Genomic DNA, 23,993 nt, shown 5'->3' with positions numbered 1-23,993 from the left:
GAGGGTAGTAATCATGAACGATAATATTAATGAACACTCACAAATAAAAGCCCAGGCTGCAATAGCCCGCTTAGAACGTTTCAGTAAGTTAACGGATAGCAGCATTGGTATTCCTTTTACTAAATTTAATATAGGCCTAGAGGCTGTGATTGGTTTAATTCCCGTTATAGGTGATGCCGCAGGGCTAATTTTATCAAGCTATGTGCTTATAGAAGCGCAGCGTTTAGGTGTGAGTAAACGTATAAAGACTAAGATGATTATCAATATGCTCATTGACTTTGTGGGCGGCTTAGTGCCGTTTTTTGGCGATATATTTGATGCGTTTTTTAAAGCTAATACGCGTAATACACAACTATTAAAAAAACATTTAAACAAGCAGTTAAGTGAGTAATTAATAGCTTTAAGTAACCGTTAGCAAAGAGACTTTAAACAAAATGTTGTTGGTTTTTTAATCACCTAGTAAGGTAGGAGCGTCTATTCACTTTGGTATTTACAATATGCAATTATTTATCGGTAATAAAAACTACTCCAGCTGGTCATTACGCGCATGGTATTTAATGAGTAAATTTGATGTTGAGTTTAGTGAAACCCAGCTGGTACTCGACACCCCTGATTTTTACAGTGAACTAAAAAAGACCTTTGCTGTGCAAAAAGTTCCAGCGTTAATCGATGGTGATTTACAGGTTTGGGATTCACTAGCAATTTGTGAATATATTAACGATGCTTACTTATCGGGCGCTGCATGGCCAAAATATATTACCCAAAGAGCTAAAGCGCGTGCGCTAAGCGCTGAAATGCATTCAGGCTTTATGGCGCTGCGCAGTGAAATGCCAATGAATATAAGAGCTACCCGTAAAGTAGACCTATCGAGCGAAGCATTAAAAGACATAGCCCGTATAGACGAGATATTTGCACAGCAACAAGATGTGTTTCCAAATGAGTGGTTTTTTGGTGACTTTAGTATTGCTGATGCTATGTACGTACCTATTGTATTGCGTTTAAAAACATATCAAATTACGTTATCGCCAGAGGCGCAACAATATTGTGACTTTGTTATGCGTTGCCCAGTATTGCAAGCATGGATCACTCAGGCATTAACCGAAACCGATATTGTAGAGTGTGATGAAGCAGGAACGCCTTTATAATTATTGTTTTTCATATGGCATGTTCTATGCCTTAAAATCATAAGTTTAAACTAGGCTGCTCATGTATCTAAATCACCCAAGGTATGGCAATAAAACGATAACTACCAATACCTCAGTGACAATAGAGGCGATAGAGAATGCGCACTGGCGTTACTCGAGGCTTAAATACTTCCCTGATACGGTAATATTGGCAGATATAAAAAAGCAAAACTATGCCATTGACCCTCGGGCACTTTATGTTGATATTAAAGAGAAGTGCGAAAGTTGCTCTAAGGCATTTATTTTTTTTGCTCAAGAGCAGCAATATTGGTTTGAGGTACTTGATTTTTGGGTCGATTCACACTGTACACGTTGTTTTGAATGCCGTAAGCATGCCAGATATATACTAACTCTACGTAAACGGTACGGTATGTTAACTAGCTTAGCCAATAAAACCTCAAGTGAAAAAACACAGCGTAAAGAACTTGCCAATACGCTTTACTGTTTAGGTATTATTAAAAATATCAATAAAGTCAAAGATTAATCCGCTTATATTTTACTATCACGCCTTATTTTTACTTTAGTTGTAAAAGCCCGTACAATTCGTCTCGTTTTTAGTGCGCTAATATGGCGCTGTAACCGAGACGAATTAATCAATTTTTATGCATCAAATAGCTGATCTAATTTCAATTTTTGAGCGCACTTTTTATCAAAGTCACAATACACGACTGATAAAAGGCGATTGTGAGCCTGTGTATTTACCAGCAACAGAGCAGGTGCCATATCACCAGGTTGTATTTGCGCATGGTTTTTATGCCAGTGCATTACATGAAATAGCACACTGGCTGGTGGCCGGTGATGCACGTCGGTTATTAGAAGACTACGGCTATTGGTACTGCCCAGACGGGCGCGACAAACAAAAACAAGCTGAGTTTGAAAACGTAGAAATAAAGCCCCAAGCTATAGAGTGGTTATTAAGCACCGCAGCAGGGTTTAATTTTAATGTGTCGGTGGATAATTTAAACGGCGAGCAAACGTGTCGGTTTGATTTTCAGCAGCGAGTACATGCACAGGTATTATCGCTAATCGAAAATGGCTTTAACTCTCGTACAGAGTCACTTTTAAAAGCAGTGTGTGATTTTTACAATACACCGTGGCCCTTAACAGCGCAGCAATTTAAGTGGCAACATCCAAAGGAGCTTTGTAATGGCGTTTAAATTAGGCTTAATTGTAAACCCTGTAGCAGGTTTAGGTGGCACAGTCGCTTTAAAAGGCAGTGATGGCGCACACACAGCGGCAAAAGCAATAGAGTTAGGCGCAGAGCCAAAAGCAAATAGCCGAACAAAAGCAGCGCTTGAGGTGCTATTACCTTATAAAGAACGCTTAATCATTTACACTGTTAACGGTGACATGGGTGAGCAAACAGCAAAAGCTTTGGGCTTTAATGTAGAGGTTGTATATAACACTTCTGCAATAACAACCCCAGATGACACAGAACAAGCCGCAAAAATACTTAAAAACTCTGGTGTTGATTTAGTCTTATTTGCCGGAGGCGACGGTACAGCACGTAACATTTGCCATGCAATAGAGGATACCATTCCCGTACTTGGTATTCCCGCAGGTTGTAAAATTCATTCTGGTGTTTACGCTATCACGCCAAAGGCTGCAGGGCGCGTAGTCGAAATGCTGGTTAAGGGGGAGTTAGTTACCTTAGCCGATGCAGATGTAATGGATATAGATGAAGATGCTTTCAGGCAAGGCACAGTAAAAGCCAAACGCTACGGCGAAATGCAAACACCTAGCGAAGTACGCTATATGCAAGCGGTTAAAAATGGCGGTAAAGAAACCGACGAACTCGTACTTGCCGACATTGCAGCGCATGTTGTATCGCAAATGGATGAAGACACATTTTATATTATGGGTAGCGGCTCAACGGTTGAAGCCATAATGGAAGAAATGGGGCTTGAAAATACGTTACTTGGTGTTGATTTAATAAAAGATCAAACCTTAGTTGCCCAAGATTTAACGGCTAAGCAATTGCTTGAGCTTACACATGATCAAAGTACTAAGTTAGTCATTACGCTCATTGGCGGGCAAGGGCATATATTTGGCCGTGGTAACCAGCAATTGAGTCCTTTGCTTATACGCGCAATTGGCAAAGAAAATATTATTGTAGTAGCAACAAAAACAAAACTACTAGCGCTTAATGGTCGCCCCCTTATTTGTGATACAGGCGATGGCGAATTAGATGATGAATTAACCGGTTATATTAAAGTAACCACCGGATTTAACGACCATATTATGTATGCAGTAGGGCACCAAAACCTTGAAAATACAGGTGCTTTGCAAAACCAGGAGATTAATAAATGAGTTTAGTGAACTATATCGATGCAGCCCAGCAGTACTTCGATGATTTAGTAATAAAAGCAACTGACGATGAGTTATTTGCTGGCGGCTATTTACGAGGTCATTTTGATCTTGCAGTTGGTTATGCCGAAGTAGAAAAGCTGACAATCAGTATAGATGAGCTAAATGAAACTGTAGAGCAAAGCTTAGTTAAAGCATATCGCAACGGCGAGCTTAACGAAGAAGACAAGGCATTAGTTGCACGCTTGTGGGATGAAGTTAAAGCCCTCGCTTAACCCTAAGTGGCAAAAAAAAACACGATTTGTTTATCACTATCGTGTTTTTTTGTGCCCAAAACTTTTAAAGCACATTCCCATGTTAATTTACTGTTTTGTTTTTATGCGATATTGTTACTAAAATAAATTTTAGGAACAATAAAAATGAATAATAATCAAGACGCTTTACCTTCAGGGGTTGTAGCGCGTTTTTTAAATTTTGTTGAGCGAGTAGGAAATAAGCTTCCAGATCCAGCCGTAATATTTCTATTTGCAATGTTATTAATTTGGTTTTTGTCGTGGTGGTTTTCAGGCGTGAGCTTTGATGCAATAGACCCACGTACCGGTGAAGCGATTATTATTAATAATATGCTGGCAAGTGATTCGCTCGCTACTTTTTTATCCTCTATGGTAAAAACCTTTACTGGCTTTGCTCCCTTAGGTGTCGTTTTAGTAGCTATGTTAGGTGTCGGTGTTGCAGAGCATTCGGGCTTTATTAATACCGGCCTTAAGTTAATGCTTAAAGTTACTCCTAAAAAGCTATTAACGCCTTCAATCATTTTAGTGGCCATTGTGAGCCATACCGCTACTGACGCAGGTTATGTATTAGTTATTCCACTTGCCGGTGTTATATTTTATGCAGCAGGACGCCATCCGCTTGCGGGTATTGCAGCTGCATTTGCAGGAGTCAGTGGTGGTTTTGGGGCTAACTTTATTCCATCGGGTATCGACCCATTGCTACAAAGCTTTACCCAAAGTGCGGCGCAAATAATTAATCCTGCAATAACAATTAACCCGTTAAATAACTGGGCATTTGCTTCAGCATCTAGCTTATTTATTGTGGCATTAGTCTGGTACATTACCGATAAAATTATTGAACCACGTTTACAAAAAACAGCAGTTGATGGTGCTAAAGAGGATTTACCTGTATTTGAAGATGCACGTAGTGATGAAAAACGTGCCTTTTATATAGCCAGTACCGTGATGATTGCTGGACTTGCGTTATTAGCATTTGTCTCTGCTCCAGACGATTCTGCAATGCGCAGTAGTGACGGATCCCTTACTAATTTTAGCTCTCCTTTAATGCAATCAATTGTACCACTAATATTTTTACTTTTTTGGATCCCAGGCACTGTATATGGTTTTACGGTAGGTACCTTTAATACTTCAAAAGATATGATTGATGCTATGAGTAAAGCGATGAGCGGCATGGCATATTATATCGTCATGGCGTTTTTCTGTTCGCTATTTATTGCTGCATTTAGTAAATCAAATTTAGGTGCACTGCTCGCAATTGAAGGTGCGCAGTTATTAAAGGCGATGGAATTGCCAAGTGCAGTAACGGTTGTAGGCATTATCTTTTTAACTGGCTTTGTTAACTTGTTTGTAGGTTCAAGTTCAGCAAAATGGGCGTTACTTGGCCCCATTTTTGTACCGATGTTAATGCAACTTGGCATTTCGCCAGACTTAACTCAAGCCGCTTATCGTGTAGGTGACTCGAGCTCTAATATTATTACACCGTTAATGCCATACTTCCCATTAGTGGTGGTGTACTGTCAAAAGTATGTCAAAGGCACCGGTATAGGCACTTTAATTGCTATTATGCTGCCGTACTCAATTGTCTTTATGATTGGCTGGAGTATCTTTTTATTAGGTTATTGGGCACTTGGTATTCCTTTAGGTTTAGATGCAAGCTACATTTATCCAGCATTGCCTTAGCCTAAACCTTTATGAACCTCACTCACTTGAGTGAGGTTTTTAAATAAAAGTCCTGTAATGTAAAAGTAAGTCTAAGTTATCTTTCTAAATCTCTCACTATATAGCCAAATAAGCTGGCCTCTCCAACAATATACACATAATCATTTTTGTTGTTCATTATTGTAGACTTATCGTCATACCACCTAAAATCATGAATCTTATTCGTTTTAGGGTCTTTGAAGTATAAACGAGTACAGCTATCTTCATACTCAGTGCCACACTCTTGTACATCGGTCAGGATGTATTCTTTATACCAATAGTCGCCTTGTGTGTAGTAAGCCCATAATTTAATAGGATCAGAGATAAAAACATAGAGTATTCCAAAGATTAATAAAGGGGATAATGGGTACATGAAAATGGATGCTAATTTTATTTTAGTATCTGAGAAATTGTATTTAAGTGATTCTCTATATTTACTGCAGCGTTTATATTTATTGAATATAAGTATATTTAAATAGATAAATAGTGCACAACAGATAATAGGGAGGGTTATAAAGAAAACAGCGTCGTATAGTTCATTTGAGATGAATGGTGGATCTGTAAAGTCCATTAAAATAGGTATAGTGATGCATAATAAAATGGGGAGTACTATTGCTACAAAGAGCAAGTTGTCGTAAATCTTTTTCAATTTTTAATTCGTCCGTGAACTATAGCCTTTGTCTAGTTTACAGAATTTTTGTTATTTTAAAAATCAGAGAAATGTATTTATAGGCATTAAGCAACCCGAACTCAGGCTAAAAAAACTATCTCAAGCCGCTATTGAATTGACGCGAAAGTTTACTTTGTTTTCACTGTAGCAGCAGCTTAAAAACAAAAAAACCTTGTCACTTTCGTGGCAAGGTTTTTTTATTAAAGAGTCGTTGCTTATTTAGCTGTGAAGCTTACAGGGCGACGTTCTTTACGAGGACCGCTGCGCTTATCACCGCGTGCGCCGTCATCTTTATTAAAGCTGCGTTTCTTATCACCAGCTGGACGCTCAGAGCGTTCGCCACGTGGTTCAGCAGGACCTTGATCAGTTGTAATTGTTAAGCCCATAGGGCGTTTACAAATAAACACTTTTTGGAAGTGATCAAGTACATCTTTAGGCATGTTTTGCGGTAATTGAACCGTGCTGTGATTGTCGTGTAGACGAATATCACCAATAAACTTGCTTGAGATGTCAGCTTCGTTAGCGATAGCGCCAACAATATTTTTAACCTGAACACCATGTTCACGACCTACTTCGATACGGTACGTATCCATAGGACCTGCATCACGGCTGTTACGTTCGCGAGGTTTACGCTCAGCGCGTTCACCACCACGTTCGCCGCCACGTTCGTTACGACGTCCACGGTCACCACGATCGTTGCGTGAATTGCGGTCGTTACGCTCGTTACGTTCACGAGGTTGAATCTTAACTTCTTCAACTTTAATTGGCGATTGTTGCTGTGCTAAACACAGTAACGCACCCGCTAAGCTTTCAAGAGGAAGATCAAGTTTTTCAGCCATGTTAGTAGCTACTTCATTGAAGAACGTGATGTCTTTGTTTTCAAGCGCAATAGTTAATTTTGCTTGTAACGCTTCGATACGTTTTTCTTCAACAATTTTTGCTGTAGGTAATTCAACTTGAGCAATTTCAGACTTCGTATGACGAATGATATTTTTAAGTAAATAACGTTCGTTATGTTTTACGAATAAGATTGCTTTACCAGTACGACCAGCACGACCTGTACGGCCGATACGGTGAACGTAGGCTTCAGAATCTTGTGGGATATCGTAGTTGATAACTAAGCTTAAACGGTCAACATCAAGACCACGTGCCGCTACATCTGTTGCAATAACAATGTTTAGCATGCCACTTTTTAAGCGATCTACAGTGCGTTCACGTGCTTGCTGGTTCATGTCACCGTTAAGTGGAGCAGCAGAGAAACCTTCGCGCTCTAATAACTCAGCAAGTTGTACTGTATCGTTACGCGTACGTACGAAAACAATAGCACCTTCATATTGCTCAGCTTCTAAGAAGCGAACAATTGCTTTATTTTTATGTACGCTTGCATTCCAAAACACTTGCTCAACAGATGATACTGTAGAGTTACGCGCAGAAATATGAACCTGTTCAGGGTTATTCATATACTTGCTGCTGATGTTTTGAATTTGCTTAGGCATAGTCGCAGAGAAAAGACATGTTTGCTTTTCGCGCGGTGTTTTTTCCATGATGCTTTCTACATCATCGATAAAGCCCATACGTAACATTTCATCGGCTTCATCAAGTACAAGTGCTTGTAGAGCATCAAACTTGATAGTGCCACGGTTAATGTGATCGATTAAACGACCTGGAGTTGCAACAATAACCTGAGCGCCACGACGAAGTGCGCTTAATTGGATACTGTAGCTTTGGCCACCATAGAGTGCCAATACTTCAATACCACGAACATGTTTAGCATATTGTTCGAATGCCTCAGCAACTTGGATCGCAAGCTCACGTGTTGGTGTGAGTACAAGGATCTGTGGCTGTTTCACAGACGGGTCAATATTATTTAGTAATGGCAGTGCAAATGCTGCGGTTTTACCTGTACCCGTTTGAGCTAGTCCCAGTACGTCCTTTCTTTCTAGCAATAACGGTATACATTGAGCTTGGATTTCAGATGGTGTCTTGTAACCCAACTCTTCAACTGCCTTCAAAATTGCAGGAGAAAGATTTAGAGATTCAAACGTGACTGGTTCTGACATTAATACGCCTCAACGAATTTAAAGAGGCGCGCATTATATAGGATTCGCGAGGCAAATGCTTGTATAAATTGAAACTAATTTCTATGTGTTTGATGTTGGTCGAAATTTAACCAGTTTGATTTGGGGTTTATTAAACTGGTTAACATATTTAATACAACGCTTATTTGTACAAGCCTAGGTTTTCTTTTGCGTAAGCTTCAAATTCTGTAAATCCACCGATGTGATTTTGATCCACAAAAATTTGTGGAACGGTAGGGCAAGGTTTACCAGCTGACTTTTCAAGGTCGGCTTTACTAATGCCTTCTTTAATTATATCGATGTAGCGAAATTTAAAGTCATCACGTTCATTTGATAGTTGCTCCGCAACATCTTTTGCACGAACACAATATGGACAACCTTCACGGCCAAAAATTACAGTTAACATAGCTTTCTCCTCAATTTGATTAAAATCAGTTTAAATGATTGAAAAATTATTTAAAGCAAAAAAAATCGATTACACCATTCTAATAAAAACTATAAATCATATATTGCATATCAATATGATTTGCAAAATGCGAATGAGAAACTAAAGCGCTGTCTGTCTAATACTTAAGTATATGAATGCAAGTGTGTTTACAAGAACTAATTTGTGGCACATAACTTGATGATTAAGAGCTATACATTGGGTTAACGAGAATACTTTATGAATATTAATAGTCACGTTTTAGAAATTATCCAAGGGGTAATCGGTAAATATTGTAAAACCCAAAATCGAAATTTTTCAGTTACTTTAATTAACAAGTTGCAATGTAACTACGTTTGTTTGCAAATCCCTCTTGAGCAAATGATTGCGCAATGCGAGGAATTTCTGATTCCAGCGCTAGCATCTGTAAAGCAGAGCTTTTTACTTAACCTAGAAGCAAATATACAAGGGGTTAGCCTTCATTACCAGATTGATGATTCTGAGCAAGTAAGCACGCTGGATTTTCATGGGCTTTTAGCAACAAAAGAGTCTGTTAGTTTGGCACTTGATATTAGCCAAAATATAGACGTTCTAACTGATTGTGAGGCGTTATTTAAAAGTTGTTTAATAACATCGGATAATACCCATGAGCGCTTTGGCTTAAATTTTAAATTATTCAATAGCACTTTTAAGGAAACGGTACAGATTGAGGATTTACGTCACCTTAGTGGTGATGCGCTAACTGATAAACTAAATGGTGACAGCATAAATAGACACATAAAGTTATGCACTATTAGCGATATCAGTGAGCTGAGCCAAGAGAATAAACTATCTAGAAAAATACTAGGTTGGCCATTTTTTGATACTGACCTCATTACCATTTTAACAACATTTCATACGCAAACACGTTTATCTGTATTAGTGGCGGATGATAGCTTACCAAGCCAAATTGCAACAAAAGTGATGCTCGAAATGCTGGGCTGCTTAGTAACATGTGCAGAAAATGGCGCTAGTGCTTTAACGCTTGCTCAAAATGAACCATTTGATTTACTGCTCTTAGATGAGCGCATGCCAGGAATGTTTGGCAGTGACGTAGCACAGCAATTGGTGCGTCAAAATACCCCTAATAATGATACACCCAAAGTTATTTTAACGGGGCTAACAGGGGATGAGCAGATAGCTGAGTTATTTGAAAAAGGTATTACGCACTATTTACAAAAACCAGTGACCAAAGCAGTGCTCGAAAAGTTTATTAAACCTTGGCAATTAGCGTCTTAAATTGGTTAATAAGGTGGCAATGATGCATGACTTTTCTAAAACAGCGCTTATTTTGATTGGTTTTCAAAATGATTACTTTTCACCAAAAGGTATTTTGTATGACGTGGTTGAAGAGTCGTCAAGAATTACTGGCGTGGTAGAGAATACACTCTCTTTATTGGCCGCCTGTGCAGAGCAATTTGCGTTAGTTGTTAATACACCCATTCATTTTACACAAAACTACAGTGAGCTTAAAAATCCGATTGGCATATTAAAAGCTATTGCTGATGTGGGCGCATTTAAAGCAGGTTCGTACGGCGCTCAAACCATTGAGCAGCTAGATTTTTTTAGCAATGTTATAGAAGTGGTGCCTGGGAAAAGAGGTTTAAATGCTTTTACACATACTGCTCTAGCGCAAAAGCTCAAAGAACATGGTGTCACTAATGTAATTTTAGCCGGCACGGTGACTTCTATTTGTATTGACTCAACTGCGCGAACGGCTGTTGAACTTGGTTTTAACGTCACTATTTTAAGTGACTGTACATCGAGTCGCACTCCTTTTGAACAAACTTTTTACTGTGAAGAGGTTTTTCCCCTTTATGCGCGAGTTTGTGATAGTAAAACTTTTATTAAGCATTGGAGAGAGCATGGATAACAACGATGAACTACAAGTGCAAATCCAATATGCATTGGTCGAAAAGCTCTCCAATAGTAATCGACGTCAAGCAAAGCTATTAGCTATTTTAGATGAATGTATTTTTGAGTGTGATAAACATTTAAATCTTACCTATATTAACGAAGCATGGGAGAAGAAACTAGGTTACTCAAGCGATTCATTAATTGGTTCTAATATTACTAAGTTAATGAATTGCGATGATATTATGCATTTTGTTGCATACAGTTGTTGTTTGCTTGAAGGAAAGCAGACTCCTAGTGTAGAAATACAAATAAAAAATAGTCACGGACTCTTAAACTGGTTTGAGTTGAGGCTAGTTTATGATGAAAAAAGCGGTTTTATAGGTTCACTCTATGACATTCAACGTCATAAAGACTCACAACTTTTGCTTACACAACAGCAAAAATATGTAAAACGCTTATCGCTTGTTGCGAGCCATACAAATAACTTAGTGATAATTACAGATAAATTTGGCGTAATTGAGTGGGTTAACAATAGTTTTGAAGTACTTACAGGTTACACCTGTGATGAGGTTATAGGCACCAGTCCTGGTCATTTACTGCAAGGGCCAAAAACATGTGAAAAAAGCCGTAAGGTCATGTCTCATGCCGTAAAAAATGGACTTCCTTTTCAAGTTGAAACTACAAATTACGATAAAAACGGTAATATTTATTGGGTTGCTATTGATGCAAACCCAGTGCGAGATGATGAAGGCCAAGTAAAGCACTTTATCGCTATAGAAACTAATATTACGCAGCGAGTTAAAGCCGAACAAGCAATGGCAGAGATAGAATATAATTATCACTCTGTCGTTGATAATATCCCTGATATTGTTTTACGCCTTGATACATTTGGCAATCTATTATTTATAAATCAAGCATGGCAGCGAGTTCTACACAGCAAGGTAGATGAGAGCCTTGGCTTACCTATAATTAAGTTTATAGCAAAAGAAGATGTAGAAAAAATTAGTAGCACTTTACTTGATTATAAACAAGGTAAGCGTGATATACGTCGCTTTGATATACGTTTAATTAATGCACAAGGTATAAATAACTGGGTCGAAATTACACTTACTCCAATTGTTGGTGGCTACGAAAGTGATTTATCATCAATTGCTGCGACACTTGTGGATATACAAGAGCGTATTGAAAGCGAGCAAATATTACTTGAAGCTAAACATCAGGCAGAAACCCTAGCGGAGTCAAAAAGCCGATTCATGGCAAATATTAGTCATGAAATTCGCACGCCATTAAATGCTGTGATTGGATCTGCAGATATTTTGCATCATACCGGTTTAACTTCTGAACAAATGCGCTATACACAAATGATTAAAACAAGTTCTGACGCGCTATTAAGTGTATTGGACGATGTATTAACGTACTCACGTTTTGAAGCACAAGCCATAACACTCAATAATCAGCCATTTAGTATTGATACGTGTATTGAAGAAGCAATAGATATAATTTCCCAAAGCGCTTTACAAAAAGGGCTTGAGGTTATTTTTGATTTTTATCCTGATGTACCAGCTCAAGTAATTGGTGATCATGCCCGTATAAGACAAATAGTCATAAATTTATTAGCCAATGCGATTAAGTTCACTCAACATGGTGTAATAACGGTTACTGTTAAGTGCACTCATATTGAAGGTAATAATTTAAACCTTTATATATCTGTAAAAGACACGGGTATGGGAATTGCAAAAAATAAAATTGACAGTATGTTTATGCCTTTTATTCAATCCGATAATTCAATTACTCGAAAGCATGGTGGCAGTGGCTTAGGGCTTGCGATATGTAGGCAAATTTGTGATGTGGTAGGTGGAGATATTTCGGTTAGTTCTGAGTTTAATAAAGGAAGCGAGTTTATAGTTAATTACCCGCTGCAAATAGACACAACTGACTCAATTTTAAGAGAAGGGTTTGCAGCACGAAGTAAAAAGCCAAAAGTATGGATAGTAGGAAGTCACGAAATTCTAAAAACAGCCTTGGAGCATACGCTCACTCGGTTTTCTATCACTTTTGAACACTACGAAGTATGCCCAGATATACCCAAGTACGATAGTTTTCCTGATGCAATTGTACTAACTGATCCTCAAATGTTAGCCCAAACACGCGAGCGTATAAATACATACAACTCCCTTAATTCACCGTGTTTACTCATCCTAGATTTGCTAGGTAAAAGCTTATTACCGCAAAATATTAACGACAGAGAGCTTAGGTTAAATGGCCCTTATAAAGTATCCCATGTACTACGGGCAATTAGTTTATTAGAAGAGCAGTTGTTTCATTTGGATATTATATTTACCAATCGTGAGCAAAAAGAAACTTTAGAAAGCCCCTTAGGGTTAACTCAGTTAAGCGGAACCAAGGTATTAGTTGCTGAAGATAATACGAATAATCAAATTGTAATTCGGCAGTTTTTAGAACAAAAAGGTTGCCGTGTACATATTGTTAGTGATGGTCAAGAGGCAATAATAAAGGCGCAAAACGATGAAATTGATATTATTTTTATGGATATCCAAATGCCAATACTCGATGGGATTTCTGCAACTAAAGCAATCAGAAAGTTAGGTATAACCACCCCCATAATAGCACTCACTGCAAATGCGATTCATGGTGATAAAGAGCGATTTATAGACGCGGGGATGAATGACTATTTAGCTAAGCCAATTGTAAGTGAGACACTTTATTTATTACTTGATAAATATGCCCCAGAGCAGGTTATTGAATCTAAACATTTAAAGCTCTCTCGTTTAGCGCAAGTGTGGGAAAAGTTGAGTTGAGCAATGAAGGCTAGGGTTTGTTAAACGTTTAGGGTTAAGTTTGTAGCAGTGTGTTTGGTATTTAGGCAAAGTTGAGCCTATGCAGTGTGGTTATTTTCCATAAATGGGCGATAACGTAGCATTAATGCCAAACAGGCGCTGCCCAAAGGTTTCTTCCTAAGGGCTATTTACTCTTTGTTGCCAACATGGATGTAGGTAAGGGGCGTGAGCAGAACGCGGAAGCTTTGCTCGGTCTTACATCGATGTAAGTCAGTAGGGTAACGCAGGAGCAGTTACCGATCCCGCTAGGTTATAAACCTCGCGCCGCGATTAAACCGCCTGTAGTTTGAACGAATTTTAATCCGCAAAGATCAACAGACAATATAAAAAGTGGGTTTGTGTTGCATAAAACTTGATAAACGGAGAAATTAACCTAGTATTTTAGGGGTAAGTTAAATTTATTTTTTAGTAATTAATGAGTGTTTTTTAGTGTGTTTTTTTTAATTTGATTCGCAAATTGCAATTCAAAATAAAAATAAAATGTTATGAACTTTATTTAAATACTCAATCATACCTTTAATTTATTTTAACGACATGATTTTGTAAGGTTTTTACTTTTTTGTAAAGTTGTTATCTGGTTGGCACGACTTTCGCAATATATTAAATATCAAATCAAGACGAATTTAGTTAAATTTTTAAGGGGTGCAATATGCAAACAAACACAAAAGCCAAACAACAGCCTAAAGGTAACAATTGGGTACTAACACCTGAAATTATGGTTTTGTCAATTTTGCTTGTTGCCACTTTAGTAATAGGTATAACAGTTTTACGAGGTAGCGATTCGATTGAACCGCTGGCAGATATTCAGCCAATTACTTTCACACAAGCTGATGTTGAAAACGCTCAGTTGATGAGTAATACGTTTGACTCGCAAAATACCAACTATGCACAACATGTAACTTCTTCTAAAAACGAAAATAACGACACTCTTTCAAACTAGAGACTTTTGCGCAGGTAACTATTTATAGTTGCCTGCGTTTTTTTATGTTCCTACCACCAATTTAATTTTTTATCCCTCCCCATAAAATTATTTATTTTCTCTTAAATTTAGATGGTGCTTAACCTAAACAGGGTTTTATCAAAGCTTTCTCTTTTCTCATATACAATTGCTAATATTAGCTTTGGTCAGTATCTATTAACTGGCTTATCTGTGTTTTATAAGCTCGATTAAGCGCTCACATTGCCAATGTAGCTGCATTGCAAACTGAATTGCAAAATGCGAATGAAATGGGAGAAGTAAATCCATTTAATATTCTAATTTAACTACCTGAATATATTGGTTTTTATTTCTGTTTTTTTGTATTTAAAATGGCCTGTAAATTGCTCTTTAATATAATAAGTCACTAAGAGTGAAACCGGAGCAAAATCATGAGTGCGTTTAAATACCTAGAATCGGAAAAACCAGTCAATCTAGCAAGATGGCATGAGTTAGAGAGGATCATGTCTGATTCAATGCAAAATAATTATTTTAAAATGGTTTATCAACCGCTTGTATCATTGGGATCTGGAAAGCTGGTCGGCTTTGAGTCGCTAGTAAGGTGCCAATCACCGCGCTTTGGCATTGTTGGCCCTGATGAGTTTATCCCTCATGTAGAGCAATCGGGAATGATTTTAGAATTAGGTGACTGGATTTTTGAGCAATGTTTGTCTGATTTAAAACATATGCGGCAGTTTGGTATGACAGATATTGCTGTTTCATTAAATATTTCACCGGTACAAATCTTAGATGGTGATGTGTTTGCAAAAGTAATGTCTTTGCTAGAAAAGCACCAAATACCACCACAGGCTATTAAAGTCGAATTAACGGAAACAGCGCTCATTCATAGTCCTGATAAAATAGCTAAGGCGTTTGAAAACTTCCATAAAGAAGGCGTAAAGGTGTGGATTGATGATTTTGGCACTGGGTATGCCTCTTTAGGTTTACTTCGTCAATTTGATATTGATGGTTTAAAAATTGATCGCAGTTTTGTAAGTGGTATTGCAACTAATAATGAAGACTTTACGTTATGTAGCGCAATTATTGCGATGGCTCAACGATTGGGTTTACAAACGGTAGCAGAAGGTATTGAAGAGAATGAGCAATTACAAATATTAGAACAACTTGGTTGCGATATAGCTCAGGGGTACCTGCTAGATAAGCCGCAAACGTTAACTAAAAGTATTGATACTTGGGCTTTGTAAATGTTTATATTCATTTTGATTTGCAAAATGCAAAAAACAAATTACTCTTAAACTACAACTCTTACATATTATTAGTGTACGAAGTTTTAACTTACACAAAGGTTATCTATGCCCATATCAGAGCAGTTTGTCGATAAAAGTATTACCGAGCTAAATGTATTAACTCAACTCGAAAAGGATGTTGGGACAACTGTGTTAGCTCGTTTAATTAAATTATTTATTGATGAATTAGTTACTATGGCTAACCAATTAGATACGGCAATTAGTAGTGAAGATACTATAAAAATTAAAGAAGTAATGCATGTCTTAAAAAATTCAGCAGCTTTATATGGTGCATCTGCTTTAGCTGCGTTAGCAACACAATTACACGATTCGCCACCGTCAACTACACAAGAAAACTTGCACGCAGCGCTTGTTATTAAACACAACTTGGATAAAACCCGAGATGCGTATCAAATAATGAGTAATAGTATAGCTATCTAGGAGAAAGCCGTGTCAGATATAATCGATAAAGGTCTTGTTTATATAGTTGAAGATAGCATTGCCAGTGGTGCTTTATATGCAAGTCAGCTTGAACAGGCTGGTTTCCAATGCAAACACTTTACAGATGGGTACTCTGCTTTAGTAGGTATTAAAGAAAAAATGCCAGCGGTCATAGTACAAGACGTATGCTTGCCAGATATAAGTGGGCTTGAGGTATTACAATTTGTAAATAAGCAGAAAAATCCTGCTAATGTAGTCATGATCACCTCAAACAGCTCTATTGATATTGCAGTGGAAGCAATGCGTTTAGGCGGTTTTGATTTTTTAGAAAAACCTTTCACAAGTCAACGACTCATTAGTTCAGTAGAAAGTGCCTTGACGCCAAAAGAGCAAGTTAAAGTTCAACCATTGGTTAAAAACAGAGATAAAAATCAAGATTTTGTTGGTGAATCACTGGCAATGAAAACCGTTTTTAGATTACTTGATAGTGCAGCTAGAAGTAAAGCGTGTGTATTTATCACAGGTGAAAGTGGAACCGGTAAAGAAGTTTGCGCACAAACCCTTCATGATACAAGCCCGAGAAATACAGGACCATTTATTGCCATAAACTGTGCAGCTATCCCTGCTGAGCTATTTGAATCAGAATTTTTTGGTCATGTTAAAGGTGCGTTTAGTGGGGCATTAAGCGATCGAAAAGGGGCTGTTGAAGTGGCCAACGGCGGTACCTTATTTTTAGATGAATTATGTGAAATGGAACTTAACTTACAAGCAAAGTTATTACGCTTTTTACAAACAGGCATTTTTAGTAAGGTGGGTAGTAGTGAAGTATTACACAGCGATGTTCGTTTAGTCTGTGCAACAAACAGAAACCCTATCATAGAGGTTGCAGAAGGGCGTTTTAGAGAAGATTTATATTACCGTTTAAATGTTATCCCCGTAAAGCTCCCCCCTTTAAGAGAACGCGGAGGCGATATATTACTGCTTGCTGAGTATATTTTGAAACAAAAAAGCGATAATAATGCAAAGCATTTTACTGGTTTTTCTGATGAAGTTAAGGCGCTTTTTTGTAATTACGATTGGCCAGGAAATATTCGCGAACTACAAAATGTAATTGAAAACACCGTTGTTATTAATGATGGCGATGTAATTGAAAAAGACATGCTACCAAGCTCATTTGGATTAGGGGCTGTGAAGCACTCGATATCCGCTAAGTCAGTTCACAATACAAACGAGCAGAGTGTTCAATTATCGCCTATGTCTGTTCACGATATAGAACCTTTGTGGCAAGTTGAAAAAAGGGCGATTGAAAATGCAATTAAAAGTTGTGAAGACAATATTCCTCTTGCTGCTGCTTATCTAGGGGTTAGTGCATCTACCATTTATAGAAAAATAAAGGGATGGTCTTAAAGTTATAATCGATTTTTAATTACACTTTTCAGGTTGAATTAATAAAAGTTACCCTAAGCTCTATGGGTAAGAGCAAATTAATTTTTAATCTGAAACAGTAAAAGGAGATCGCAATGAGTAACACTAGTTTAAAACCTGCGGATATTATGCCATCACTAGTAGTGAGAGATGTTGATGAGAATAAGGTAGATTTAGTTGATAGAGTAAGTGACTCTCCCTGGAAAATGATTGTTGTTTATCGAGGCCAGCACTGCCCTAAATGTACTGCGCAACTTAACGAGCTTGCTAAAGTTCATAAAGACTTTAAAGATGCTGGTGTTGAAGTGGTTGCAGTAAGTGGTGATAGCCATGAGCAGCTTAATAAACATCTTGAAAAAATAGATATTAACTTCCCAATTTACTATGGTTTAACAATCGAACAAATGACCGATTTAGGGCTACATATTAGCGAGCCTCGCAGTGATGCAGAAACTGATCATCCATTTGCTGAGCCAGGCATTTTTGTACTTAATGAAAAAAATCAGCTTCAAATGGTCGATATATCAAACAGCCCATTTGTTCGTCCTGATTTAGAGCAACTGCTAGGTGGAATTAAGTTTTCTAGAGAAAACGACTACCCAATCCGAGGCACATTTATTAAATAACATTCATTTTCATGGTTTCAAAAGGCACTTTTTAGTGCTTTTTTTATTTATTTTTAATTTTTTTAAATTAATCTCTTGAAAACAATTTTACCGTCCATATATAGTTAAGTAGGACGCCTGATGGGTCCTTAATTAAACTTAAACAATTGAAATTTATACTATTAATTAAACTTTGCTTGAGCTTGTTCAATAGAAGAGCACATGCAAAATATCGCTTAAATATGAGGATATTATTATGCGTACAGTAGACTTATCACCACTTTATCGTTCATTTATCGGCTTCGAACATTTAGCATCACTTATGGATGCGGCAGCTAATACAGATAAGCAGCCAAGTTTTCCTCCTTACAACATAGAAGCACTCGATAAAGACAAATACAGAATCACTATGGCCGTTGCCGGTTTTAGCGATAACGAATTAACCATTGAGTCAGAAAATAACACATTAAAAGTTACAGGTACTAAAGCAAATAAAGATGAAAACGCAGAGCGTAAATTTATTCATCAAGGTATTGCTGAGCGTAACTTTGAACGTAAATTCCAGTTAGGAGATCATGTAAAAGTACTTGGCGCAGATTTAGCCAATGGCTTACTAAGTATTGACTTAGAACGTGAAATCCCTGAAGCGCTAAAACCACGTAAAATTGAAATTGGTAATAGCAATCTAATAGAAGGTAAATAATCTTCTAAAGTACATATTCCCCTGATTACTTAGCCGCCTCATTCGAGGCGGCTTTTTTGTTTACAGCGCTTCTAAATTATTAAGGTAGTAGGTTGCTTGTTGCAGCGTTTGTTCTTGGAGTGTTTTTTCTTGTTTATCCCAATTTTTATATACCATACCAATACGTGGGTTCTTTTCTAGCCTGTCTCTGTGTTTATTCATGAAATGCCAGTACAGGCTATTTAGCGGGCAAGCTTTATCACCTACTTTTTGTTTAACATCGTACTGACAGCTTTTGCAGTAATCGCTCATCTTATTAATGTAGTTACCGCTTGCAGCATAAGGTTTAGTCGCAATTATTCCATCATCGGCAAACTGGCTCATTCCTCGGGTGTTGGGCATCTCTACCCACTCTATGGCATCAATATAAACACCTAGGTACCAGTTATCTACGTTATCAGGGTTTATTCCTGTAAGCATGCAAAAGTTTCCAATAACCATTAGGCGTTGAATATGGTGGGCATAAGCGGTTTCAAGGCTTTGTTTTAATGAGTGGCTTAGGCAATTCATTTTTGTTGAGCTGTTCCAAAAATAAGATGGTAGTGTGTTTTTGGCTTGTAATTGATTTTTAACAGCGTAGTCGGGCATGTTAATCCAATAAATGGCACGTACATATTCTCTCCAACCTAATATTTGCCTAGTAAAGCCCTCTACTTGCGAGAGGGATATTTCACTTGGTCTTTGTTCGTATTCTCTTATTACACGTTTGATTACATATAACGGGTGGAGTATTTTTGCGTTTAGGGCAAACGATAATCGGCTATGGTACAAGCTGGTATTATTTTTACTTTGATCTGTCATCGCATCTTGAAAGTGACCAAAGCAACTAAGTAAATGCTCGCAAAAGTATTCGAGAGATTCAATGGCTTGTTTACGCGTTGTTGGCCACTCTAGTTTCTGATCGGCTATTTCGCCAAAGTAAACGATCTTGTGCTTATTTAAGCGAGAAATGATGTTCTTAACATCATTATTGAATAGCTTAGGTTTTGGTATACACGCTAAGTCAGCTTTGGAAAATTTATTACGATTATTACTGTCAAAATTCCATTTGCCACCGGTTGGCTTAGTATCATCAATTAATATATTAAACTGCTTACGCATAGCACGATAGAAGTGCTCCATTGTCACATGCTTGTTTTTTGTAAAGCGTGTTTTTATATCGGTGAACGGTAATAAAAAATGTTCAGTATCTGTGGCAATTACATCAAATGAGCCATCACTTTTAAACTTAGCTAATTGAGACTTAAGCCTAAACTCATCAGGATATTGATATTCAATAGTTTCGCATTGGTATTTATCAGCAATTCGCTTGAGTAATTCAATTAAATCTTTGTCGTCAGCTGTATCGTCAAGTGTTAAATGCAAAACATTAAATCCTGCCGTTTTTAATGCAGTTGCAAAGTTTTCCATAGCATTAAAAAAAGCACACAGTTTTTGAATGTGATGCTTAACGTAGTTGGTTTCTTGTTTTAATTCTGCGATGAGATAAAGCGTGTCGTCGTCTTTTTGTTTATACCATGAATGAGATGGGTTTAGCTGATCGCCTAATATTAATCTAAGTGTTTTATGATAGGTCATAGTAAAGCCAAATTTTTTTATACGGACATAGTTAATTAAACGATCGTTTTAATATTTTATAACAAGCAAATAGGAGTAATTAAGTGCATAACGACAATAGTTTGCTGTTTTCAATGCTGGGGATTAGTTGTTTCTTGAGTTTAATAATGGATTAGTAAAACGAATAAAAGCGTTAAATAACACAATACATTGTGCTGTTAGCAATAGGGCAAAAAAGTTTAACCGCATATCAAGGCGTTTTTGACCATGGTGTTAAAATGAGCATAATTAAGGGGAGATTAAGTAAATTAAGTCTCCCCCCAATTGAATATCTAAATTTTATTACTTTGCTTTTGCTGCATTCTTTGTTGTAACGAAACCACGTTGGTAACGTTGAAAAGAACATTGCTTGCAAAGCTTTCAAAGTACCTAAGCGCTTTTTTCCAAGCGAGTTGACTCTCAGTAGTAAAATGCTTACCAAGGTGCTCTTCAAGGGTTTCGTAAAAAGCGTTAGATAAAAGGGCAATGTCACTGTGTGAAGCGCCGCTTTTTTTTAGATACATTAAATGGTGAGCTAAAAAAGGAGCTACCGATGCTGGTTTATCTAAATGTTTAACAATTCGTTCTAACACGCAAAAGAGGGTAAAGCTCTTTTCGTTAAACTGTAAGGCCGTCGGGTAATTCATCTCAATACTAGATTGGGCTAATTTACTATGAAACTTAGCCGTAAACGCATGAAAGTTAGGCTTAATAATTGTTAAGTTATTTAATAATGCTGATTGTTGTTGATTCATTTTTATCTCGTTGCAGTGAGTAATAACTATTATTATCAAGTAGGAATAAAGTTGATTATAGCGGGCAGTTCAAATTCTGCACGTTTTTTTAGTGTGAAAGTATGGCTTTTTGTTATATCTATTTACTTTCTGGTAATTAGTGAGCCTTTAAAACGTATTTTAAGAGTTATTAAACTTCAGTTTATCTGATTTTTATCCTGAAATAATAAGCTACTACATTTTATGACTCAAGTATGGGAATTTTATAAAGTTGGCTGATTACTTATGTTACTTACATATACATTAAATTAGCATCTTGACGAATTGCAAATTTTATAAACTAATTGCGTATTATAGTTGCTAATTATCCTGTACATCCTTATAATAGCGGCCATTGTTTAGCGTGTTGTATAACAGCTAACAGCGATATTAAATTTAAGGTTTGATATCTATTGGCGCGGGATGGAGCAGTCTGGTAGCTCGTCGGGCTCATAACCCGAAGGTCGTCGGTTCAAATCCGGCTCCCGCAACCAATTCTACTAGTAGGTATTACCTTACTAATTTATATCGCGCATTCTAAGTAATGCGCGTTTTGCGTTTTAGGCTATGTAGTTTAATTAGGTCAGTTTACTGACTCGCAACCAAGCTTGGCCCTCGGCCACACAGTTTTATGCTTTATTGGTGTGACGCCCCGCTTGGTTCGGGGCGTTGTTGTATCTGCACCTTACGATTTGTGGCAATTGCTATCAAATTAAAATTTAAACTCAGTATTTTAGGGCTATAAGCCCTTTTTTTGTTTGTATGGAGGATTTTCGTGACAAAACTTGAACAAGATTTAGTAACCATGTTAACGCCTGCGGTAGAAATGTTAGGCTTTGAGTTGCATGGTCTTGAATTTGTACAAGCGGGTCGCCATTCTACCTTAAGAGTATATATTGCTCATGAGGATGGGATCTCAGTTGATAACTGTGCGGATGCCAGTCGCCAAATTAGTGCGATTTTAGACGTCGAAGACCCAATTACAAATGAATATGATTTGGAAGTATCGTCTCCTGGTGTTGATCGTCTATTATTCAAACAAGATCACTACGAGCAGGCGCAAGGAGAGGAAGTACGCGTGCGTACTAAACTTCCACAGGATGGTCGTCGTAATTTTAAAGGCGACTTAGTAGCAGTTAGCAGCGATATGATCACACTATCTAGCGATGGTGCAGAGCATCTGATCATGCTTAGTAACATCGAACGTGCGAATTTAATCGCGAAGTTTTAAATTCGAGTGCGAAGGAATAGGGCAAGCGAGGCATTACCCATGGCAAAAGAGATATTATTGGTTGCTGAAGCCGTTTCCAATGAGAAAGCGGTTCCAAAAGAAAAGATTTTTGAAGCTCTAGAGTTCGCTCTAGCGACAGCGACAAAGAAAAAACACGATGGCGAAATTGAAGTACGTGTAGCAATTGACCGTAAAACCGGTGATTACGATACGTTCCGTCGCTGGCAAATTGCCGCTGTATTAGAAGATGGTTCATTAGAGAACCCATACAGCGAAATCACTCTAGAAGCAGCACAGGTTGAAGAACCTGATTTGCAAATGGGTGATTATGTTGAAGAGCAAATTGACTCAATCAAATTTGACCGTATTACAACACAAATGGCTAAGCAAGTTATCGTACAAAAAGTACGTGAAGCTGAGCGCGCTTTAGTTGTTGAAGCATACAAAGATCAAGAAGGCGAGCTGGTAACGGGTGTTGTTAAAAAAGCAACTCGCGATGCAATCGTACTTGATTTAGGTAATAACGCAGAAGCGGTAATTTACCGTGATGACATGTTGCCACGTGAAAACTTCCGCCCGGGTGATCGAATCCGTGGTCTTTTATATGAAGTTAAACCTGAAGCACGCGGTGCACAATTATTTGTAACGCGCTCTAAACCTGAAATGCTAATGGAATTATTCCGCATTGAGGTGCCAGAAATTGGCGAAGAGATGATTGAGTTACGTGCAGCTGCACGTGATCCAGGTTCACGCGCTAAAATTGCTGTTAAATCTAACGACAAACGCATTGATCCAATTGGTGCATGTGTTGGTATGCGTGGCGCACGAGTTCAAGCTGTATCGTCTGAGCTTGGTGGTGAGCGTGTTGATATCGTACTTTACGATGACAACCCAGCACAATTTGTTATCAATGCAATGGCGCCAGCAGAAGTTGCTTCAATCGTAATGGATGAAGACACTCACTCAATGGATATCGCTGTAGAAGCCGATAACCTAGCACAAGCAATTGGTCGTAATGGTCAGAATGTTCGTTTAGCAAGCCAATTAACTGGCTGGGAACTAAACGTAATGACTGTTGAAGACATGCGTACCAAAAATGAAGCTGAATCTGATAAGTTACTTAACTTATTCACTGAAAATTTAGATATAGATGATGAGTTTGCATCATTACTTATTAACGAAGGTTTCTCGACACTTGAAGAAGTGGCGTATGTACCTGCATCTGAATTTTTAGAAATTGATGGTCTTGATGAAGAGACTGTAGATTTATTGCGTTCACGCGCAAAAGATGCATTGACAACTAAAGCACTTAAAACGGAAGAAAGCTTAGATGGCGCAGAGCCAGCTGAAGACTTACTTGCGCTTGAAGGCTTAGAGCGTCACTTAGCATTTGTTATGGCAAGCAAAGGTGTTGTTACACTTGAAGACTTGGCAGAGCAAGGTATTGACGAATTAGTTGATATCACAGAACTTTCATCTGAAAAAGCGGGTGAACTGATTATGGCTGCACGAAACATTTGTTGGTTTGCAGACGAGTAATTTATTAACG

General features: G+C 37.8%; 23 protein-coding genes and 1 tRNA gene. 19 read left to right on the top strand and 5 right to left on the bottom strand.

Annotated features, from left to right (window positions below; all coding sequences use genetic code 11):
- Positions 1-13 precede the first annotated feature (13 nt).
- The 7 genes from H5092_RS10430 to H5092_RS10400 all read left to right on the top strand — a co-directional run bounded on the left by H5092_RS10430 (position 14) and on the right by H5092_RS10400 (position 5,464).
- A complete protein-coding gene (locus tag H5092_RS10430; protein WP_024591638.1) occupies positions 14-391 on the top strand; it encodes a DUF4112 domain-containing protein in 378 nt (125 codons plus the stop codon).
- Positions 392-497: 106 nt separating this feature from the next.
- Positions 498-1,145 carry a glutathione S-transferase family protein gene (locus tag H5092_RS10425; RefSeq protein ID WP_182733458.1) on the top strand — a complete coding sequence of 216 codons (648 nt, stop codon included), beginning with the start codon at positions 498-500 and terminating at the stop codon, positions 1,143-1,145.
- Between the two features lie 61 nt (positions 1,146-1,206).
- The gene (locus tag H5092_RS10420) at positions 1,207-1,668 is read left to right on the top strand and encodes a zinc-ribbon domain containing protein (protein ID WP_182733457.1); all 462 of its coding nucleotides are present in this window, start codon (positions 1,207-1,209) and stop codon (positions 1,666-1,668) included.
- 118 nt (positions 1,669-1,786) lie between these two features.
- The gene (locus H5092_RS10415) at positions 1,787-2,341 is read left to right on the top strand and encodes an elongation factor P hydroxylase (protein WP_182733456.1); all 555 of its coding nucleotides are present in this window, start codon (positions 1,787-1,789) and stop codon (positions 2,339-2,341) included.
- Positions 2,331-3,494 (top strand): ATP-NAD kinase family protein, encoded by a 1,164-nt coding sequence (locus H5092_RS10410; RefSeq protein WP_182733455.1) that lies wholly within the window; start codon positions 2,331-2,333, stop codon positions 3,492-3,494. The genes H5092_RS10415 and H5092_RS10410 overlap by 11 nt, the downstream gene beginning before the upstream one ends.
- Positions 3,491-3,766 (top strand): YfcL family protein, encoded by a 276-nt coding sequence (locus tag H5092_RS10405; RefSeq protein WP_024596509.1) that lies wholly within the window; start codon positions 3,491-3,493, stop codon positions 3,764-3,766. The genes H5092_RS10410 and H5092_RS10405 overlap by 4 nt, the downstream gene beginning before the upstream one ends.
- 144 nt (positions 3,767-3,910) lie before the next feature.
- Positions 3,911-5,464, top strand: coding sequence for an AbgT family transporter (locus H5092_RS10400; protein ID WP_182733454.1), 1,554 nt, complete (start codon positions 3,911-3,913; stop codon positions 5,462-5,464).
- A 76-nt stretch (positions 5,465-5,540) separates the two neighbouring features.
- Here the strand turns inward: H5092_RS10400 and H5092_RS10395 are convergent, their stop codons facing one another.
- The 3 genes from H5092_RS10395 to H5092_RS10385 all read right to left on the bottom strand — a co-directional run bounded on the left by H5092_RS10395 (position 5,541) and on the right by H5092_RS10385 (position 8,636).
- Complete coding sequence (locus tag H5092_RS10395; RefSeq protein ID WP_024596511.1) at positions 5,541-6,131, bottom strand: membrane protein; 591 nt, start codon at positions 6,129-6,131, stop codon at positions 5,541-5,543.
- A gap of 236 nt (positions 6,132-6,367) precedes the next feature.
- Positions 6,368-8,212, bottom strand: a complete 1,845-nt coding sequence (locus tag H5092_RS10390) for a DEAD/DEAH box helicase (RefSeq protein WP_024606656.1) — start codon at positions 8,210-8,212, stop codon at positions 6,368-6,370.
- A gap of 160 nt (positions 8,213-8,372) precedes the next feature.
- On the bottom strand, positions 8,373-8,636 hold the full coding sequence (locus H5092_RS10385) for a GrxA family glutaredoxin (protein WP_024595981.1): 264 nt from the start codon (positions 8,634-8,636) through the stop codon (positions 8,373-8,375).
- A gap of 258 nt (positions 8,637-8,894) precedes the next feature.
- Here H5092_RS10385 and H5092_RS10380 point away from each other — a divergent pair, with 258 nt between their 5' ends.
- The 9 genes from H5092_RS10380 (at position 8,895) to H5092_RS10340 (ending at position 18,805) form a co-directional block, all read left to right on the top strand.
- Positions 8,895-9,932: a response regulator gene (locus H5092_RS10380; RefSeq protein ID WP_259398383.1), complete on the top strand. Its 1,038-nt coding sequence runs from the start codon at positions 8,895-8,897 to the stop codon at positions 9,930-9,932.
- A gap of 19 nt (positions 9,933-9,951) precedes the next feature.
- Positions 9,952-10,566 (top strand): isochorismatase family cysteine hydrolase, encoded by a 615-nt coding sequence (locus H5092_RS10375; RefSeq protein ID WP_231619836.1) that lies wholly within the window; start codon positions 9,952-9,954, stop codon positions 10,564-10,566.
- On the top strand, positions 10,559-13,369 hold the full coding sequence (locus tag H5092_RS10370; protein ID WP_024595978.1) for a PAS domain-containing hybrid sensor histidine kinase/response regulator: 2,811 nt from the start codon (positions 10,559-10,561) through the stop codon (positions 13,367-13,369). Before H5092_RS10375 ends, H5092_RS10370 begins: the two co-directional genes overlap by 8 nt.
- Before the next feature lie 688 nt (positions 13,370-14,057).
- Positions 14,058-14,348, top strand: a complete 291-nt coding sequence (locus H5092_RS10365) for a hypothetical protein (RefSeq protein WP_182715663.1) — start codon at positions 14,058-14,060, stop codon at positions 14,346-14,348.
- A gap of 500 nt (positions 14,349-14,848) precedes the next feature.
- The gene (locus tag H5092_RS10360; protein WP_024595976.1) at positions 14,849-15,589 is read left to right on the top strand and encodes a bifunctional diguanylate cyclase/phosphodiesterase; all 741 of its coding nucleotides are present in this window, start codon (positions 14,849-14,851) and stop codon (positions 15,587-15,589) included.
- Positions 15,590-15,697: 108 nt separating this feature from the next.
- Positions 15,698-16,072: an Hpt domain-containing protein gene (locus H5092_RS10355; RefSeq protein WP_039489282.1), complete on the top strand. Its 375-nt coding sequence runs from the start codon at positions 15,698-15,700 to the stop codon at positions 16,070-16,072.
- 9 nt (positions 16,073-16,081) lie between these two features.
- On the top strand, positions 16,082-17,479 hold the full coding sequence (locus H5092_RS10350; protein ID WP_084324654.1) for a sigma-54 dependent transcriptional regulator: 1,398 nt from the start codon (positions 16,082-16,084) through the stop codon (positions 17,477-17,479).
- Positions 17,480-17,592: 113 nt separating this feature from the next.
- Complete coding sequence (locus tag H5092_RS10345; RefSeq protein WP_024595973.1) at positions 17,593-18,123, top strand: peroxiredoxin-like family protein; 531 nt, start codon at positions 17,593-17,595, stop codon at positions 18,121-18,123.
- A 235-nt stretch (positions 18,124-18,358) separates the two neighbouring features.
- Positions 18,359-18,805, top strand: coding sequence for an Hsp20 family protein (locus H5092_RS10340; RefSeq protein ID WP_024595972.1), 447 nt, complete (start codon positions 18,359-18,361; stop codon positions 18,803-18,805).
- A 60-nt stretch (positions 18,806-18,865) separates the two neighbouring features.
- On the opposite strand, the gene H5092_RS10335 is transcribed toward H5092_RS10340, so the two are convergent.
- Together H5092_RS10335 and H5092_RS10330 are read right to left on the bottom strand one after the other, a co-directional pair.
- Positions 18,866-20,422 carry a cryptochrome/photolyase family protein gene (locus H5092_RS10335; protein WP_182715661.1) on the bottom strand — a complete coding sequence of 519 codons (1,557 nt, stop codon included), beginning with the start codon at positions 20,420-20,422 and terminating at the stop codon, positions 18,866-18,868.
- A gap of 311 nt (positions 20,423-20,733) precedes the next feature.
- Positions 20,734-21,195: a globin domain-containing protein gene (locus tag H5092_RS10330; protein WP_002958480.1), complete on the bottom strand. Its 462-nt coding sequence runs from the start codon at positions 21,193-21,195 to the stop codon at positions 20,734-20,736.
- 435 nt (positions 21,196-21,630) lie between these two features.
- On the opposite strand from H5092_RS10330, the gene H5092_RS10325 reads away from it, so the two are divergent.
- From H5092_RS10325 to nusA, 3 genes are all read left to right on the top strand, one after another.
- Positions 21,631-21,707, top strand: a tRNA-Met gene (locus tag H5092_RS10325).
- 281 nt (positions 21,708-21,988) lie between these two features.
- Positions 21,989-22,444, top strand: coding sequence for a ribosome maturation factor RimP (gene rimP / locus H5092_RS10320; RefSeq protein WP_002958482.1), 456 nt, complete (start codon positions 21,989-21,991; stop codon positions 22,442-22,444).
- 39 nt (positions 22,445-22,483) lie between these two features.
- Positions 22,484-23,983, top strand: coding sequence for a transcription termination factor NusA (gene nusA, locus H5092_RS10315; RefSeq protein WP_002958483.1), 1,500 nt, complete (start codon positions 22,484-22,486; stop codon positions 23,981-23,983).
- The last annotated feature ends 10 nt before the right edge of the window (positions 23,984-23,993 follow it).

The organism is Pseudoalteromonas sp. SR41-7 (assembly GCF_014163935.1).
Taxonomy (GTDB): domain Bacteria; phylum Pseudomonadota; class Gammaproteobacteria; order Enterobacterales; family Alteromonadaceae; genus Pseudoalteromonas; species Pseudoalteromonas distincta.
This window is presented reverse-complemented; position numbering and strand designations above follow the sequence as displayed.